Source organism: Flavobacterium ginsengisoli (assembly GCF_029625315.1).
GTDB lineage: Bacteria > Bacteroidota > Bacteroidia > Flavobacteriales > Flavobacteriaceae > Flavobacterium > Flavobacterium ginsengisoli.
Genome location: NZ_CP121110.1, coordinates 3,583,451 through 3,599,495 on the forward strand (window position 1 = coordinate 3,583,451; position 16,045 = coordinate 3,599,495).

Below are 16,045 nucleotides of genomic sequence, written 5' to 3' on the forward strand. Positions count from 1 at the left end.
TTATTTTTTGTCACTTTTCTTTTTGTCTTTAGATTTTGTCTTCGTTTCTTTTTCGGTTTCAGCGACATCTTCTCTTAGTTTTATTTCGGCCTCTGAGGCTTTCATATTTAAATCTAAAGCGTCTTCAACAGACTCTGTTAATATAGAATCTTTGTTAAATTTTGAATATTCTAATTCTCCTTTTAAAACTTTCTGGATTCCTTTTATATAAATTTCATTGTGTTTTAAAGCCGTTTCTAAAGAATCTGATTTAATTGCCAGTCTCGTAGCATTTCGTTTCAATTCTGTAGAAGAATATCCCGAATAAATTCGCGAAGCGGAGTAAATGCGATAATGAAAGTAGTAACCAAAATTAGAAATATTCCGCCTAAAGTAAACGTTACAAATACATTCATTAAAGTAAGCCTAAAAGAAAAGATCTCTTCAAAAGTGTCTTCATTTAAAATTACTAATCGGTTTTTAATGAACAGTTTTTTTCTAAAATTCTTTTTATTTTTCTTAGTCATTATCCTTCTTTATGCTAGCAAATATAGTAATTAATCATCATGATATTTATTCGAAAAATTTCATGAAGAGCTATAATCTACGATTTTATAAAATATTTAACGTAGTCTTATTGAAATATTTTAAACTAAAAATACTTCTATTTCGTATATTTCTATATACCTTTGCGGGATAATTAATAAAAATCAATTTGCTTCGGCATTAAATATAGTTAGTCATGGGAAGATTAGGTCTTACAGAAATCCTTGTTATCGTAGGTATTGTGATATTACTTTTTGGAGGTAAAAAAATTCCAGAATTAATGAAAGGTTTAGGAAGTGGAATTAAGGAATTTAAAAACGCCGCTAAAGACGATCAACCTGCTGCTTCTAAAAAACAAGAAGAAGAAGAAACAAAATAAGAAATTCGAAAAAATTAAAATCCCAAACTACAATGTAGTTTGGGATTTTTTTTATGGCTCATAATGAACCTACTCAATAGTTTTGTGATTTCTCCCTTCGGTCGAAATCTTCGCTAGAAACTCTACAAAAATTGGACAATTGTAACGGAGTTACTTGTGAAGATTTTCCCTTCGGTCGAAATGACAAGATTACGCAAGTTTTTGGAATTTGGTATTTAAAAAAATTGGAATTTTTACAAAATCATCGTCAACTGAATTCTCTTTCTATCTTCATCAATCTCAGTCACTTTCACATCAACATGCTGGTGTAATTTTACCACTTCGTTTACATCACTCACGAAACCAGCTTTTAACTGTGAAATATGCACTAATCCGCTTTCTTTGATTCCGATGTCAACAAAACAGCCAAAGTTGGTAATGTTATTCACAATCCCTGGTAATATCATTCCTGTTTTCAAATCTTTGATTGATTTTACATTGGCATCAAATTCAAAAACCTTAGCCGACTTTCTTGGATCCAATCCCGGCTTTTCAAGCTCTTTTATGATGTCTTTTAGCGTAAGTAAACCAATTTCAGGTGTTACATATTTTTCGGCCTTAATAAGCGCTGTTTTATCTTTGTTTGCAATTAAGTCATTTAAAGAAATATTCAAATCCTTCGCCATCTTTTCAACAACCGGATATGCTTCTGGGTGTACAGCCGAATTATCTAACGGATTTTTAGCATTTGTAATTCTAATAAACGCTGCTCCTTGTTGATATGCTTTATCTCCTAAACGTGGCACTTTTTTAAGTCGCTTTCTATCTTCAAAAGGTCCGTTTTCAGAACGGTATTGTACAATGTTCTCTGCTAGCTTCTCCCCGATTCCACTCACGTAACTTAATAAATGCTTACTTGCAGTGTTAATGTTAATTCCAACCGAGTTTACGCAACGAATAACCGTATTATCTAATTCTTCTTTTAATTTTGTTTGGTCAACATCGTGCTGATACTGTCCTACTCCAATCGCTTTTGGATCAATTTTTACCAATTCGGCCAACGGATCTGAAAGTCGTCTCCCAATAGAAACCGAACCACGAACGGTTACATCATAATTTGGAAATTCTTCTCTCGCAATTTTTGAAGCAGAATAAACCGAAGCTCCTGCCTCAGAAACTACAAATACTTGAATTGGTTTATCAAACGCGATTTTTTTGATGAAAAATTCTGTTTCGCGAGAAGCTGTTCCGTTTCCGATAGAAATGGCATCAATTTGATACGCATTTACCATCGAACGGATTTTCTTTATCGCCATTGATTCCTCATTTTGAGGCGCGTGCGGATAAATGGTTTCGTTGTATAATAAATCACCTTTTTCGTCCAGACAAACTACTTTACAACCGCTTCTAAATCCTGGATCAATTGCCAAAATACGTTTTTCTCCCAATGGCGGAGCTAATAAAAGTTGTCCTAAATTGTTAGCAAAAACCTGAATTGAGTTTGCATCGGCTTTTGCTTTTGCTTCTTGCGCCGTTTCGTTTCCAATTGCTGGATTCAACAAACGTTTGTAACTATCTTCAATCGCCAGCTGTAAATGCGCTGTCGTATTATTTTGTTTTTTAATGATGATTTCGTCAATTACATCGTAAGCATCGTCGATATCAACATCAATTTTCATTTTAATAAAACCTTCATTTTCTGCACGAAGCATCGCTAATAAACGGTGTGCTGGCGCTTTTGTTAAAGGCTCTTCCCAATCAAAATATTGGTTGAATTTTTGTGCACCTTCTTCTTCAGCTTTCTTTTTAACCACTTTTGTAGCGATAGTTGCTTTTCGCTGAAATAATCTACGCAACTGTTTACGAACATAAATATTTTCATTAATCCATTCTGCTACAATATCTCTTGCGCCTTGAATAGTCGCTTCTTCGTTAATAACATTTTCATTAATGTATTGTGTCGAAATAAAATCGATATCGGCATCACTTTCAGATATAATCAGTTTTGCTAAAGGTTCTAAACCAAATTCGCGCGCAACATCGGCTTTTGTTTTTTCTTCTTTTTGTACGGAAGGTAGAAATCTTCTATTTCTTGTAAATCAAAACTGTCTTCAATTTTTTTCTTCAATTCTGGCGTAAGTGCTTTTTGCTCTTCGATCGATTTTAAAACAGCTTCTTTACGTTTTATAAGCGTATCGTATTCTTTCTGCAATTTTGCAATATGCTCAATAACAGTTTCATCAAGGTTTCCGGTCGCATCTTTTCGGTAACGCGAAATAAACGGAATTGTACAGTCTTCCTCTAATAATTTTACTGTGTTTTGAATACTAACTGCCGGTGCCTGAACAGACTTGGCAATAAATTGAATATTAGTCATACTTTTAATGAAATGATTTTCTTACTTAAAAATGATATAATTTACTTGTTAAAGCATTTCTGCAAAATAGTAAATCATTCGGCTAAAATAATATCTTTGTTTCTAATTTTAAGCCAATGGAAGTTTTATTACTATATTTTTTATTTATAAATGTGCTCGTTTTTATTTTCGCTGGATATGACAAATCTCAAGCTCGAAAAAATAACCGACGTGTTCCTGAAAAAACCTTGTTTCTCATGGCTCTAACGGGTGGTTCACTAGGGTTATTAACAGCAATGTTATTATTTAAACATAAAACGAGTAAAACTTCTTTTATTGTAAAGTTTACTGTGATTTTAGCAATCCAAGTAGCACTTATATATGCTCTTTTGAATTATAAAAAGTAGATATTAACATTGTTGATAACTCAAAAAACAATGTTTTTATAGAAGTTAAATAATTGAATTATAAATACTTAAATAAAAAACCGAGCAAATTAAAAATCGGCCCGGTGTGTTTATGAATAGGTGCGAAGCACCGAATTTTTTTTTGACTTTTTACGAACAAGCAATTTTATTTACTCTATTTTGGTGTCTTCCGCCTTCAAAAGCAGTATCAAGAAAAGTTTCAACGATTTCAACAGCTTGATGAATAGATGTGAATCTCGCTGGAATACTAACAATATTTGCATCATTGTGTAAACGAGTTAGATATGCAATTTCTTTAGTCCAGCATAAACCAGCTCTTACTTTCGGGTGTTTATTAACAGTCATTGCAATTCCGTTACCGCTTCCACAGATTACGATTCCAAAATCAGCTTTTCCTTCAGATACATCATTGGCAACTGGATGCCCAAAATCTGGATAATCTACTGAAGCATCAGTATCTGTTCCATAATTTGTTACCTCATATCCTCTAGCTTTAAGCATTTCAACAATTGCTTTTTTATATTCTGGCCCTGCGTGGTCGTTTCCTATCGAAATTTTCATTTTTCTATACTATTTAGTTGTGTCATGCAAATTTACTTAATAAATGTATGTTTGCCACGAATTGCACCAATTTTCACAAATTATTTTCTTTTTCAATACTATATAAACATTACAATATAAATTCGTGAACATTCGTTCAATTCATTGCAAAAACCCTTATTTTACAACTATCTTACTGTCAAAACCTTATAGGTTATTAACAATTTTGATAACTCTATAAGTATCTCAAAATCAATAAATAATATTCAGAATATTTGTTAAAATTTTGAGGTGTTAATAGGAGTTTGTAATTGCTTGATATTCAATTAACTTTAAGTTAACAGAAAATGTTAATAAGTTCGAAAAGAAAATTAGAAGTTTTTTTTGGTTGTTTAAGAAAAATGCTTAATCCAAAACGTGATTTAAATATGCAAGAAAAGTTTCGTGAATTTTTGGAAAAGTTATCAATATTAAAAATACCATTTTCAACACAAATCAACATATCAACTTATCTACAAAATCAATTCAAATTTGGTTGTCAACCGTTGTTAATTAAAATACAAAAAGTCTTAAAAATTAATCATTTAACCAAAAATAACTATGTTGATAACTCAGAATAAATAAGTAAAACGAGATTTCAATGACTTCAAAAAAAAATTTATTCGACATATTAACACGCTATAATAACCATAAATTTTTTTTAAATTTTTAAAAATCTTTTTTGTTGTATTTAATATATGTTGAAAACTAAAAAAGTTGAAAAGGAAAAAAATTTTTTGATGAATTGAATTTTACTCTGTTTTGAGTTTGTTTGAATTTTGTTTTAGACGATTTTGAGAGGATTGTTGAGATTGTCCAAGATTTGCTGAACTTCTTCGAAATCGTTTGGATGAACTTTGAGTTTGATTCCGCCAAGTGCTGTTGAGTATAATGGAACGACTGAGAGCGTCATTTCGTTTTCGAAAAAATAAGGAATTCCTTCTTGTTCCAGTAAGTGTTTGAGAACCACTGTTTCGTGCAGATAATTGAATACGGCAATCGTTTTAAAGCTTTCCATTTTAGGTCTTTTTGTAAATGTACGAAAAGTTATATTTTTAATAATTCTATTTGCTAAAAAGTATTATCTGATATCTTATTTGTAATTTTAAGCCTTATTAGAAAAGATATATGAGTAAGAAAATTAGAAAGCCGATAAAAAAAGAGAAAGATTTCTCTGGAAAAATACTTAAGATTTTATCGCAAAATGCTAATAAACCTTTCAATTACAAACAAATAGGAGCTAAGCTAGAATTAGACGATACAAAAAGCAGAAATCAGATCATAAAAGATTTAAAGATTCTTGTGACTCAAAAGAAGATTATAGAAACAGAACCTGGAAAATACTTGATTAAAGCAGTAAGCCAGGATTATTACGAAGGAACAATAGATATGACGAGCAGAAAAACGGCATATTTTATTTGTGATGAGTTTGAAGAAGATGTTTTTATTCCTACCAATAATTTGAATCGTGCATTAGATAAAGACAAAGTAAAAGTTTACGTTTATAACAGAAGAAAAGGTAAAAGACCTGAGGGTGAAGTTATTGAAGTTATAGAAAGAGATAAAACAGAATTTGTAGGTGTAATAGATATGCAACCAAATTTTGCTTTTGTGTCTACTGCAAACCCTAAAATGTATACCGATATTTTTATTCCTAAGGATAAACTTGGTGAAGCAGAAAACGGTGATGTAGTTTTAGTGAAGATTGAAGATTGGCCAAAAAGAGCCGATAGTCCGTTCGGATCTGTAATTAGAGTTTTAGGAAAACCTGGAGAACATAATACTGAGATTCATGCTATTTTAGCGGAATACGGATTGCCTGCAGATTTCCCTGTAGAAGTTGAAGTCTTTGCACAAAAACTAGATACTTCAATTCAGGAATCTGAGATTGCAAAACGTCGTGATATGCGTGATACGCTTACGTTTACGATAGATCCAAAAGATGCAAAAGATTTTGATGATGCCTTGTCTTTCAAAAAGTTAGAGAATGGAAACTTCGAAATCGGAATTCATATTGCTGATGTTTCCTATTATTTAGAAGAAGGTACAATTCTGGATGATGAAGCGTATCAAAGAGCAACTTCGGTTTATTTGGTTGATAGAGTAGTGCCAATGCTTCCAGAAGTATTGTCTAACTTTGCGTGTTCGTTACGTCCGAATGAGGAGAAATATACATTCTCTGCAATATTCGAAGTTTCTCCAACTGCACAAGTTATTAACCAATGGTTTGGAAGAACTGTAATTTATTCAGATCAGCGTTTTGCTTATGAAGAGGCTCAGCATATTATTGAAACAAAAGGAAATAATACAATTCCAGTTGATATTTCTATTACAGGAGATTCTTATGTTGTTTCAGATGAAATTGTTGAAGCTACTTTAAAACTAGATGAATTAGCTAAGATTTTAAGAAAGAAAAGAATGCAACAAGGCGCTATTTCTTTTGATAAAGTTGAAGTTAAATTTAATCTAAATGAAGAAGGAGAACCTGAAGGCGTTTATTTCAAAATATCAAAAGATGCCAATCATTTGATTGAAGAATTTATGCTTTTAGCCAATAGAAAAGTGGCAGAATATATTGGAAAACAGAAGAAAACCTTTGTCTACCGTATTCACGACGAACCAAACGAAGACAAACTGGTTGCAATGCAAACAGTTATTGCTAAGTTTGGTTATAAAATTGATTTTAGAACAAAAGGTGATATTGCTAAATCAATAAATGCTTTGATGGAAGAAGTAAACGGTAAGAAAGAACAAAATCTTATTGATACTCTTGCTATTAGAAGTATGAGCAAAGCCAAATATTCGACTGATAATATTGGTCATTATGGTTTAGCTTTTGATTATTATAGCCATTTTACATCGCCAATTCGTCGTTATCCAGACGTTATGGTACACCGTTTGTCGCAGTATTATTTGGATGGAGGAGCTTCTGTAGACGAAGAAACTTACGAAACCAAATGTCTGCATTGTTCAAACATGGAAAACTTAGCAACAAATGCTGAGCGAGATAGTATTAAATACATGCAGGTTAAATACATGCAGGATCATCAGGATGAAGAATTCCTTGGTGTTATTTCTGGTGTTACCGAATGGGGAATTTATGTTGAAATCGTTTCTAACAAATGCGAAGGAATGGTAAGAATCAGAGAAATAAAAGAAGACTACTATACTTTTGACGAAAGACAGTATGCATTGGTTGGAGCAACTTCAAACCGTTTATTGCAATTGGGAGACGAAATTTATGTGAAAGTAAAAAATGCCGATTTAGTTAAAAAACAACTTGATTTTCATTTTTTAAGAAGAGCAGAATAAATATTAATTTAAAAATAAAAGTATGAAAAAGCTAATTATAGGAGCAAGCAATTTTATTTGTACAAATGTCTTTTGGTCAGGTTACCAAAGAGTTGGGCGATTTTGATACCGTAAAAGTATTTGATAAATTAAGTGTAAAATTAGTTCCAGGTTCTGAAAATAAAATTGTAATAAAAGGAACAAGAGAAGCAGAATTAGAAGCTGTTAATAAGAATGGTATTTTAAAATTGAGAATGCCTTTTCCAAAACTCCTTTCAGGAAATGAACTTCAAGTAACTTTGTATTACAAACATTTAGAATTGATAGATGTTAATGAAGGAGCAGAGGTAAATAGCACTGAAGCTATTAAAGCAACTTCTTTTAAGGTTAGTGCTCAAGAAGGTGGTATTATTAACGTTGATTTGGATGTTGATAAATTAAAAGTAAGTTCAGTTTCAGGAGGTAAAATTACTTTAACTGGTAAAGCAACAAATCAAGATGCAAGTCTAGGAGCAGGAGGATATTTACTAGCAAGTAAATTAGAGACGTCTCAGACTACTGTAAGCGTTTCTGCGGGAGGAAAAGCTGATGTTAATGCTTCTACCCTTGTTGATGCAAAAGTAAGCGCAGGAGGCTCTATTTACATTTATGGAAAACCAAAACAAATAAATCAGAAAACAGTTTTTGGTGGTAAAATCGAAGAAGTAAAATAACACGAGATATTTGATGATAAATGATATTCTGGCTGGACTGCCATGGGGACTTGTTCTTAGTTTTATGGTTGGCCCAGTATTTTTTGTTTTATTAGAAACCAGTATTACAAAAGGTTTTAGATCTGCAATTGTTTTCGATTTAGGCGTAGTATTAGGAGATATTTTCTTTATTGCTATCGCTTATTTAGGAAGTTACAGATTGATTTCAAGTTTAAAAGACGATCCAGCTCTTTTTATTTTTGGAGGGATAATTATGCTTTCTTATGGAATTATTTCTTTTGTAAAACTAAAAAAAGAAGAAAAAATAAACGACGAAGAAATTGACCGTGATATTTTAAAAAGAAACTACGCAAGTTTGTTTGTAAAAGGGTTTTTATTGAACGTTATCAACATTGGAGTCTTAGGATTCTGGTTAGCAGTAATTATTTCTGTTGGACCAAAACTAGAAATGCAGACTCCTAGAATGATGACTTTTTTTGCCGCTGTAATCATCACTTATTTATTAATTGATTGTGCTAAAATTTTATTAGCCAAACAGTTAAAATCAAAAATGACTCCAACTAATATTCTTAAAATTAAAAAAGGAATTAGCGTTGTTTTAATGGTTTTCGGATTTGCATTAGTAGTTCAAGGTTGGTTTCCAAAAGAAAAGGAAATGGTTAAAAATGCCTTCGAAAGAATAGAGAAGAAGTAGTTGTTAATAACTCAAAAATATAAAATTAAACCTCTGAATTTCAGAGGTTTTTTTATGTTTATAACTGTTAGTTTTGAACTTTGTCAAAGTTTCAAACTTTGATAGAGTTGACAACAGTTTGTCATTTCGACGAAGGAGAAATCTTCGCAAGTAACTCCGCAACAATTATCCAATCTTTGTAGAGCTTCTCGTGGAGATTTCTCCTTCGTCGAAATGACAAGATTGTGTATAATTACGTTAAATAGAAAACCCTAGAGGTTTTTAAAACCTGTCGGGTTAATATATAGGCTTTAATTTTTTTTTAATTATACATAAAAAAAGAGACACATTTCCATATCTCTTTTTGAAGCATTGTCCGGATTTGAACCAATATATTTAATTAATTTTTCCTAAAAATTAAACACAAAAAAAGAGACACATTTCTGTATCTCTTTTTGAGGCATCGTCCGGATTCGAACCGGAGTAGGAGCTTTTGCAGAGCCCAGCCTAGCCGCTCGGCCACGACGCCATTACTTGAACGGTTGGCAAAAGTAACTAAAATCTTTAAATTTCAAAAGTTTCATAGTAACTATTTTAAAATTTTAGGAATTTAATTTTAAAAATTACTTTCTAATTTCCGTCATTTTTATAGTAACTGACTCAACATCACCACCAATAGGCGGATTTATTTTAGAAACCCAAACTGTTGTTTTTTCTACCATTTCTATCTCTGCCAGCACACGAATATTGATTCTTTTGGCCACATGTTCCAATAAATGCGAACGAATTGCCATTTCTTCGGCTACAATTTTGTTCAAATGAACATAATCAACAGTGTCTAAAAGATGATCTGTTTCTGCTGATTTCTGTAAATTGGTTTTAATTTTTAGATCTACTTTGTAATCAGATCCAATTTTTCCTTCTTCAATTAAACATCCGTGGTAAGAAAAAGTACGGATATTTTTCAATTTTATAACTCCCATTTTTATGTTGTTTCACGTTTAAAGTTTCAGGTTTTATGCCAGTTAGATAACTTTAAACCTGAAACCTGAAACCTTTTTTTTATCTTTGCTAAAATTACTATAAAATAATGGCATCAGAAGAGAAATCACTCAATTTTATTGAACAAATCATAGAGGAAGACGTAAAATCAGGTCTTTCAAATACTAAACTTCGCTTTCGTTTTCCACCAGAACCTAATGGTTATTTGCACATTGGGCACGCGAGTTCTATTGCGTTAAATTTTGGTTTAGGAATTGATTATCAATCTCCTGTGAATTTACGTTTTGATGATACAAACCCTGAAAAAGAAGAACAGGAATTTGTTGATGCTATTAAAAAAGATGTAGAATGGCTAGGATATACTTGGGCTGAAGAATGTTATGCATCAGATTATTTCCAACAATTATACGATTGGGCAGTTTTCTTAATTAAGAAAGATAAAGCGTATGTTGACAGTCAGACTTCTGAAGAAATGGCGATCCAAAAAGGAACTCCAACAACTCCAGGAACTGATAGTCCGTACAGAAATCGTTCTGTTGAAGAAAACTTAGATTTATTCGAAAGAATGAAAAATGGTGAATTTGAGGCTGGTACTCATATTCTTCGTGCAAAAATTGACATGAAATCAACAAACATGTTAATGCGTGATCCTATCATGTATAGAATTTTACACAAACATCACCACAGAACTGGAGATGCTTGGAAAATCTATCCAATGTACGATTGGGCACACGGACAAAGTGATTATTTAGAACAAATTTCGCACTCATTTTGTACACTTGAATTCTTGCCTCACCGTGAATTATACGATTGGTTTTTAGATCAGATTTTAGATGAAAATAAACTACGTCCAAAACAAAGAGAATTTGCTAGACGTAATTTATCACATACTGTTGTTAGTAAAAGAAAATTACAGCAACTAGTTAAAGAAAAGCATGTTAACGGTTGGGATGATCCAAGAATGTCAACCATTTCTGGATTAAGAAGACGTGGTTATACAGCTGCTTCATTACGTAATTTTGCTAATACAATTGGTATTGCAAAACGTGATAATTTGATCAATGTATCGGTTTTAGAATTCTGTATTCGTGAAGATTTGAATAAAATTGCACCTCGTGTAATGGCTGTTTTAGATCCTGTAAAACTGGTAATTACCAATTATCCAGAAGGAAAAGAAGAGTGGTTGGAAGCAGAAAATAATCAAGAAGATGAAAATGCTGGTTTCAGAAAAGTGCCTTTTTCTCGTGAATTATATATTGAAAGAGAAGACTTTTTGGAAGAAGCTCCAGCTAAGTTTTTCCGTTTGACTTTAGGAAAAGAAGTTCGTCTTAAAAATGCTTATATCATTAAAGGTGAATCAGTTGTAAAAGATGGAAACGGAAATATCACAGAAATTCACGTAACATATGATACTGATTCTTTAAGTGGAAGTGGGACAGAAGCAAGCCAAAGAAAAGTGTCAGGAACATTGCATTGGGTTTCTATTCAACATGCTTTAGAAGCAGAAGTTCGTTTATATGATCGTTTGTTTACAGATGAAGCTCCGGACAGTTATAAAGAGAAGAATTTCTTAGATTTTGTGAATCCAAATTCATTAGAAATTGTAACTGGATATGTTGAACCAAGTTTATCAACAGCTCAAAATGAAGATAAATTTCAGTTTCAACGTTTAGGTTATTTTACTGTTGATAAAGATTCAACTGCTTCAAAATTAGTATTTAACAAGACTGTTGGATTGAAAGATGCTTGGGAAGAAAAGGGTAAAAAAGAAGAAAATAGCATCAATAATTCTTTGAAAGATATCAACAAATATTTTAAAGTTGAGACTAAACCAGAAAGAATTGCAATTGAAAGTGCAATAGGGGAGAACATTAAAAATATCTCGACTTTTTCACTTTTGCAGAATTCTTTAAAGAAGAATATCAACAATAATAAGGCTTCGCTGTTGTTTTCTCAGTTTATTTTGAAATATTCAAACTGGAAATCAACAGATTTTGAAGAAGAGGATATTAAGAAGTTATATTCAATGTCTCTAAAAAGTGAATCGACTTATGTTAGATCAAAAGCACTTTTAAATTTAAGAGATATTGAAAGTGAAAGTTTCAAAAATCAGTTTGATGATGAAATTTTGAAATTATATTCAAATCCACCAAAAAATGCTTCTGAGAGAGAAATTGAAATTCTTTCTGAAATGGTGAAGAAGTAATATCAGATAAATTTATTAAAAGCGCTTTTATAAGCGCTTTTTTTTATTATATAGGTTAACTATTAAAAAGTAAAATTTTATAATTTTTATAGATTAAAACTGACTTTCATAAATTTAATTTAATCGAAAATAAAATTTTATTGGATAAGGAATTCATTTTTTTATTTTAAATCTATTAGAAAGCTTTATTTTGATTATGTACTTTTTTTATGTCTAATTTTTGTTTTAAATCCTTAATAATAAAATTTAATTATTTAAAATGTGTGATTTTTAATATTTTATCTATTATTAGTAAAATCTATTAATTTTAATATTTTTATTTGTTTTATATATTAAAAGTGACTTTCATAATTTAATTTTAAAGAAGAATAAAAAATATTCGAGTAGAGAAGACCTTTTTTTACTTTTCATTCATTAAAACTCTTTATTTTATTTTTTTACTTTTTTGCTTCCAGTTTTCTTCTAAAAAAACTAAAATTAAGGTTTTTTCTTATTTTTTATATTTTTGACTTTAATTTTTATAATCATAAGTTTTGATTATTATTATTGTCTAAAATTTAGTTTGTATTTATTATTTATAAAACTAACTAAAGAATATTATATAATAGTTTTTAATTATTTACAAAGCCCTTTATTTTAGTTTTTCTATTTATAAATTTTTATTATAGATTTTTTAAAAGTTTAGTTTTTAATTATTATTTATAAAAATGATTGAATTATTAAATATAATAGTTTTTGTATATTAATTTTAACCTTCATAAATTAATTTTAAGGCATTTTTTAAACGTGTTTGATAGATAACTCGTTTTTGTGATAATCGTTTATTTAAGAGCTTTATTTTAGTTTTTACTGTTATTTTAGTCAGTTTAACGGGTTGTTAACACACAATTGTTTATAAAACTGCTATTTTTAACTCAATACCAAAAGTCAGAGATGATTTTTGTAAAAAATTAAAATTTGCCGTAAAGAATCTAAGTTGAAATTTATTGTTTTTAGAAACTCGTAATTTTTATAACAATAAGTTTTCAAAACTGATTTCCTAAAAAGACAATTTTATGTTCTCATTTTTATTATGATGTAATTCTGATAATATTTCCCGTAAAAGATATTTTTTCAAATTGTGTCATAATATACAAAATACCATAATGTTGAATTTGAGTGAAAGTTTAGTTTTTAAATTTCAGGTCTGACAATTTTTAATTTAAATCTAATTTATCATGAAAATTTTATATTTCACACTAGCATTATTATTTGCAAATGTTGCAATTTCTCAAACACATCAAATTACAAAACACAACGGAGAACAACTTGATGTAAATTTTATTAAATCTGAAAATGGTTTTGTTTACTATTCTTTAAACGGAAGTTCTGAAGAAATCAAAATCAGTAAATATGCAGTTTCATCTATTACAAATAAAGAAACAAAACAAACTCAAAAAGTTTCTGATAAAATAGTAGTTGATTCAAAAGACGATTACAAAATGGTAACTGTTCTTCCGCAAGAAAAAACAATAGGACTGAAACAAGCGACTAGTTTTACAGGAGTCTCAACAAGGACAAAAGGTGAACCGCCAATTGCTAATCAGAACCAGACTGCTATGAGAATTAAATCTAGATCGGCTTCAAATGGTTATCCTTTTGTTAGCATTGTTGAAAAAGCAGATGGTAAGTACGAAGCTGTAGCTTATGTGTATTAATAAGATTGTTAATTTTTTGTAAATTGCAATTAATCAAAGTTTTATCATTTTAAAAAAGAGTATCTTTATTAATAATTTTAAATTGTAACTATCATGTCTAAGAATTTAAATACAGCAGCGACAATTTTGGCTGCGGCGGCTGCAGGAGCGGCAATCGGAATTTTATTTGCTCCAGATAAAGGATCAAAAACAAGAGCAAAAATTAAGGAAGGTATCGATGATGCTAAACATAATCTGAAAGATTCTTTTGATGCCAGCTCTGAAGTTCTTCGTGAAAAATTTACAAGTGCTACTCATAATCTTGACGGAACTTTGAATGAGTTACTTTCTAATGTCAGCCATAAAACAGAAGAAGTAATTACTTTTTTAGAAACTAAATTGGCTGAGTTAAAAGCACAAAACGCTAAACTTCAGAAATAATATTTTTATAAAGCACATTACTTGCTTATTTTTATAAGAAAGTTTTGTGCTTTTTTTATCTAAAATTTTAAATATGGCTTTTGAAGAATTAAAAGAAAACACTGAAAAAGTTCAGGATCAAGCTAAAGAATACATTGAAAGTCATTTAGCTTATTACAAACTTTGGGGTTTTAAGGTTGCAATGAAATCAACAACTTTAATCTTTAAGTTTACTTTAATTTTATTGTGTTTCAGTATGGTGATGATTTTTGGATCTTTCGCCGCAGCGTATGCTTTTGGTTCTCTGTTTGAAAGTAATGCTCTCGGATTTTTGACGGTAGGAGGAATCTATTTGGTAATAACTATTTTGCTTTTCTTTATAAAAGACAAATTTGTTGAAGGACCAATTTTGGAGAAATTTTCAGAAATCTTTTTTAATGATTAATTATGGAAAGAAAAAAATACTCTTCGTATGCTGAGATTGAAAGAGATCTAGAAATTTTGAAATTAGAAAAAGAAATCAATTATCAGAAATTGGTTTTGAGTTTTCAGAAAACTAAGGAAAGTATCACTCCACAAAATATTGTAAATGGTTTCATTTCATCTTACACAGATTACTTTTCAAATTCTTATGTAAAAATTATCCAGACCATTTTACCGTATGTAATAGGTTGGTTCATAAATAGAAAAAGAGGCGATTAAGCCTCTTTTTTATTTTATAATTATTGTTGAACATCTGGTTGAACATCATCTTCATAACCAGATTGTCTGTGAGTTGGTTTTGGTTTTTCAATTTTCTTATTTCCCTTTTTCATCATTTCGCCAACTTGGTTTGAAGCCGTAAAAGAAGCAACCATGTTATTTAGCATATCGCTTCCGGCTTGTGGAGAATTCGGAAGAAGAATTAAATTTGAGTTTGTATCAGAACCAATAGATTGTAAAGTATCATAATGTTGAGTAACTACAATTAGGGCAGAAGCTTCTTGAGAATTAATACCGACATTGTTCAAAACTTCAACACTTTCTACAAGACCTCTTGCAATTTCACGACGCTGATCTGCAATACCTTGACCTTGTAAACGTTTACTTTCTGCTTCGGCTTTTGCTTTTGCAACGATTCTAATTCTTGAACTTTCTGCTTCAAATTCAGTTGCAGTTTTTTCTCTATCAGCTGCGTTGATTCTGTTCATTGCATTTTTTACCTGAATGTCCGGATCAATATCAGTAACCAAAGTATTGATAATATCATATCCGTAAGTTGACATTGCTTCGTTCAATTCACGTTTTACTGCAACCGCAATATCATCTTTTCTTTCAAAAACGTCATCCAATTTTAGTTTCGGAACTTCGGCACGAACTACGTCAAATACATAAGAAGTAATTTGATCATGCGGATATTCTAATTTATAAAATGCTTCATACACTTTATCTTGAATCACTTTGAACTGAACTGAAACTTTCATTTTGATGAAAACGTTGTCTCTAGTTTTAGTTTCGATGATAACATCTAGTTGCTGAATTTTAAGATTTACTCTTCCGGCCAATCTATCAACCATCGGAATTTTAAGTTGTAATCCTGAATTTCTTACACTCTGAAATTTTCCAAATCGTTCGATAATTACGGAAGATTGTTGTTTCACAGTAAAGAACGACGACATGAAAATGAAGAATGCCAATACTAAAAAGATAATAAATGCTGTACTCATGGTTATTTAGTTTAATTTATGAATTTCGGTAAATTACGAAAATTCTTCTAAAAAGGAATTATCAAACATTAAAAAAACGCTAAGAACATTTGGTCGATGTTTCTTAGCGTTT

At 30.5% G+C, this 16,045-nt stretch carries 13 protein-coding genes, 1 tRNA gene and 3 pseudogenes; 10 read left to right on the forward strand and 7 right to left on the reverse strand.

What is annotated here, in order from left to right; translation table 11 throughout:
- Positions 1 to 506: pseudogene (locus tag P5P87_RS16705) on the reverse strand (peptidase).
- A gap of 215 nt (positions 507 to 721) precedes the next feature.
- On the opposite strand from P5P87_RS16705, the gene P5P87_RS16710 reads away from it, so the two are divergent.
- The gene (locus P5P87_RS16710; RefSeq protein ID WP_111378739.1) at positions 722 to 904 is read left to right on the forward strand and encodes a Sec-independent protein translocase subunit TatA/TatB; all 183 of its coding nucleotides are present in this window, start codon (positions 722 to 724) and stop codon (positions 902 to 904) included.
- Between the two features lie 233 nt (positions 905 to 1,137).
- Here P5P87_RS16710 and P5P87_RS16715 read toward each other — a convergent pair.
- Positions 1,138 to 3,260, reverse strand: a pseudogene (locus P5P87_RS16715) (Tex family protein).
- A gap of 116 nt (positions 3,261 to 3,376) precedes the next feature.
- Between P5P87_RS16715 and P5P87_RS16720 the strand changes: the two are divergent.
- A complete protein-coding gene (locus P5P87_RS16720) occupies positions 3,377 to 3,646 on the forward strand; it encodes a DUF1294 domain-containing protein (protein ID WP_278019999.1) in 270 nt (89 codons plus the stop codon).
- A gap of 150 nt (positions 3,647 to 3,796) precedes the next feature.
- On the opposite strand, the gene rpiB is transcribed toward P5P87_RS16720, so the two are convergent.
- Complete coding sequence (rpiB, locus tag P5P87_RS16725; RefSeq protein ID WP_091129181.1) at positions 3,797 to 4,228, reverse strand: ribose 5-phosphate isomerase B; 432 nt, start codon at positions 4,226 to 4,228, stop codon at positions 3,797 to 3,799.
- Positions 4,229 to 5,030: 802 nt separating this feature from the next.
- Positions 5,031 to 5,264, reverse strand: coding sequence for a putative signal transducing protein (locus tag P5P87_RS16730; protein ID WP_017498760.1), 234 nt, complete (start codon positions 5,262 to 5,264; stop codon positions 5,031 to 5,033).
- 110 nt (positions 5,265 to 5,374) lie between these two features.
- Between P5P87_RS16730 and rnr the strand changes: the two genes are divergently transcribed.
- From rnr to P5P87_RS16745, 3 genes and pseudogenes are all read left to right on the forward strand, one after another.
- Positions 5,375 to 7,558, forward strand: a complete 2,184-nt coding sequence (rnr, locus tag P5P87_RS16735; protein WP_278020000.1) for a ribonuclease R — start codon at positions 5,375 to 5,377, stop codon at positions 7,556 to 7,558.
- A 22-nt stretch (positions 7,559 to 7,580) separates the two neighbouring features.
- Positions 7,581 to 8,250, forward strand: a pseudogene (locus tag P5P87_RS16740) (head GIN domain-containing protein).
- A gap of 13 nt (positions 8,251 to 8,263) precedes the next feature.
- On the forward strand, positions 8,264 to 8,944 hold the full coding sequence (locus tag P5P87_RS16745; protein ID WP_198855069.1) for a LysE family translocator: 681 nt from the start codon (positions 8,264 to 8,266) through the stop codon (positions 8,942 to 8,944).
- Between the two features lie 437 nt (positions 8,945 to 9,381).
- Here the strand turns inward: P5P87_RS16745 and P5P87_RS16750 are convergent.
- Positions 9,382 to 9,452 (reverse strand) — tRNA-Cys (locus tag P5P87_RS16750).
- A 94-nt stretch (positions 9,453 to 9,546) separates the two neighbouring features.
- Entirely contained in the window at positions 9,547 to 9,906 is a 360-nt protein-coding gene (gene folB / locus P5P87_RS16755) for a dihydroneopterin aldolase (RefSeq protein ID WP_111422890.1), read from the reverse strand.
- Between the two features lie 107 nt (positions 9,907 to 10,013).
- Here folB and P5P87_RS16760 point away from each other — a divergent pair, with 107 nt between their 5' ends.
- The 5 genes from P5P87_RS16760 to P5P87_RS16780 all read left to right on the forward strand — a co-directional run bounded on the left by P5P87_RS16760 (position 10,014) and on the right by P5P87_RS16780 (position 14,929).
- Entirely contained in the window at positions 10,014 to 12,131 is a 2,118-nt protein-coding gene (locus tag P5P87_RS16760; protein ID WP_198855070.1) for a glutamine--tRNA ligase/YqeY domain fusion protein, read from the forward strand.
- A gap of 1,217 nt (positions 12,132 to 13,348) precedes the next feature.
- Positions 13,349 to 13,828, forward strand: a complete 480-nt coding sequence (locus P5P87_RS16765; RefSeq protein ID WP_278020002.1) for a hypothetical protein — start codon at positions 13,349 to 13,351, stop codon at positions 13,826 to 13,828.
- A gap of 93 nt (positions 13,829 to 13,921) precedes the next feature.
- Complete coding sequence (locus P5P87_RS16770) at positions 13,922 to 14,248, forward strand: YtxH domain-containing protein (protein ID WP_278020003.1); 327 nt, start codon at positions 13,922 to 13,924, stop codon at positions 14,246 to 14,248.
- A gap of 73 nt (positions 14,249 to 14,321) precedes the next feature.
- Positions 14,322 to 14,672: a competence protein gene (locus P5P87_RS16775; protein ID WP_198855072.1), complete on the forward strand. Its 351-nt coding sequence runs from the start codon at positions 14,322 to 14,324 to the stop codon at positions 14,670 to 14,672.
- A gap of 2 nt (positions 14,673 to 14,674) precedes the next feature.
- The gene (locus P5P87_RS16780) at positions 14,675 to 14,929 is read left to right on the forward strand and encodes a DUF6327 family protein (RefSeq protein ID WP_111378724.1); all 255 of its coding nucleotides are present in this window, start codon (positions 14,675 to 14,677) and stop codon (positions 14,927 to 14,929) included.
- Between the two features lie 20 nt (positions 14,930 to 14,949).
- Here P5P87_RS16780 and P5P87_RS16785 read toward each other — a convergent pair whose 3' ends face one another.
- A complete protein-coding gene (locus tag P5P87_RS16785; protein WP_278020004.1) occupies positions 14,950 to 15,933 on the reverse strand; it encodes an SPFH domain-containing protein in 984 nt (327 codons plus the stop codon).
- Positions 15,934 to 16,045 lie beyond the last annotated feature (112 nt).

Excerpts from the sequence above, each read along its gene's own strand:
- P5P87_RS16710 (WP_111378739.1), top strand. The coding sequence starts at position 722 with ATGGGAAGATTAGGTCTTACAGAAATCCTTGTTATCGTAGGTATTGTG.
- folB (WP_111422890.1), bottom strand. The coding sequence starts at position 9,906 with ATGGGAGTTATAAAATTGAAAAATATCCGTACTTTTTCTTACCACGGA.
- P5P87_RS16765 (WP_278020002.1), top strand. The coding sequence starts at position 13,349 with ATGAAAATTTTATATTTCACACTAGCATTATTATTTGCAAATGTTGCA.
- P5P87_RS16785 (WP_278020004.1), bottom strand. The coding sequence starts at position 15,933 with ATGAGTACAGCATTTATTATCTTTTTAGTATTGGCATTCTTCATTTTC.
- P5P87_RS16775 (WP_198855072.1), top strand. The coding sequence starts at position 14,322 with ATGGCTTTTGAAGAATTAAAAGAAAACACTGAAAAAGTTCAGGATCAA.
- P5P87_RS16760 (WP_198855070.1), top strand. The coding sequence starts at position 10,014 with ATGGCATCAGAAGAGAAATCACTCAATTTTATTGAACAAATCATAGAG.
- P5P87_RS16780 (WP_111378724.1), top strand. The coding sequence starts at position 14,675 with ATGGAAAGAAAAAAATACTCTTCGTATGCTGAGATTGAAAGAGATCTA.
- rpiB (WP_091129181.1), bottom strand. The coding sequence starts at position 4,228 with ATGAAAATTTCGATAGGAAACGACCACGCAGGGCCAGAATATAAAAAA.
- P5P87_RS16745 (WP_198855069.1), top strand. The coding sequence starts at position 8,264 with ATGATAAATGATATTCTGGCTGGACTGCCATGGGGACTTGTTCTTAGT.
- P5P87_RS16720 (WP_278019999.1), top strand. The coding sequence starts at position 3,377 with ATGGAAGTTTTATTACTATATTTTTTATTTATAAATGTGCTCGTTTTT.
- P5P87_RS16770 (WP_278020003.1), top strand. The coding sequence starts at position 13,922 with ATGTCTAAGAATTTAAATACAGCAGCGACAATTTTGGCTGCGGCGGCT.
- rnr (WP_278020000.1), top strand. The coding sequence starts at position 5,375 with ATGAGTAAGAAAATTAGAAAGCCGATAAAAAAAGAGAAAGATTTCTCT.
- P5P87_RS16730 (WP_017498760.1), bottom strand. The coding sequence starts at position 5,264 with ATGGAAAGCTTTAAAACGATTGCCGTATTCAATTATCTGCACGAAACA.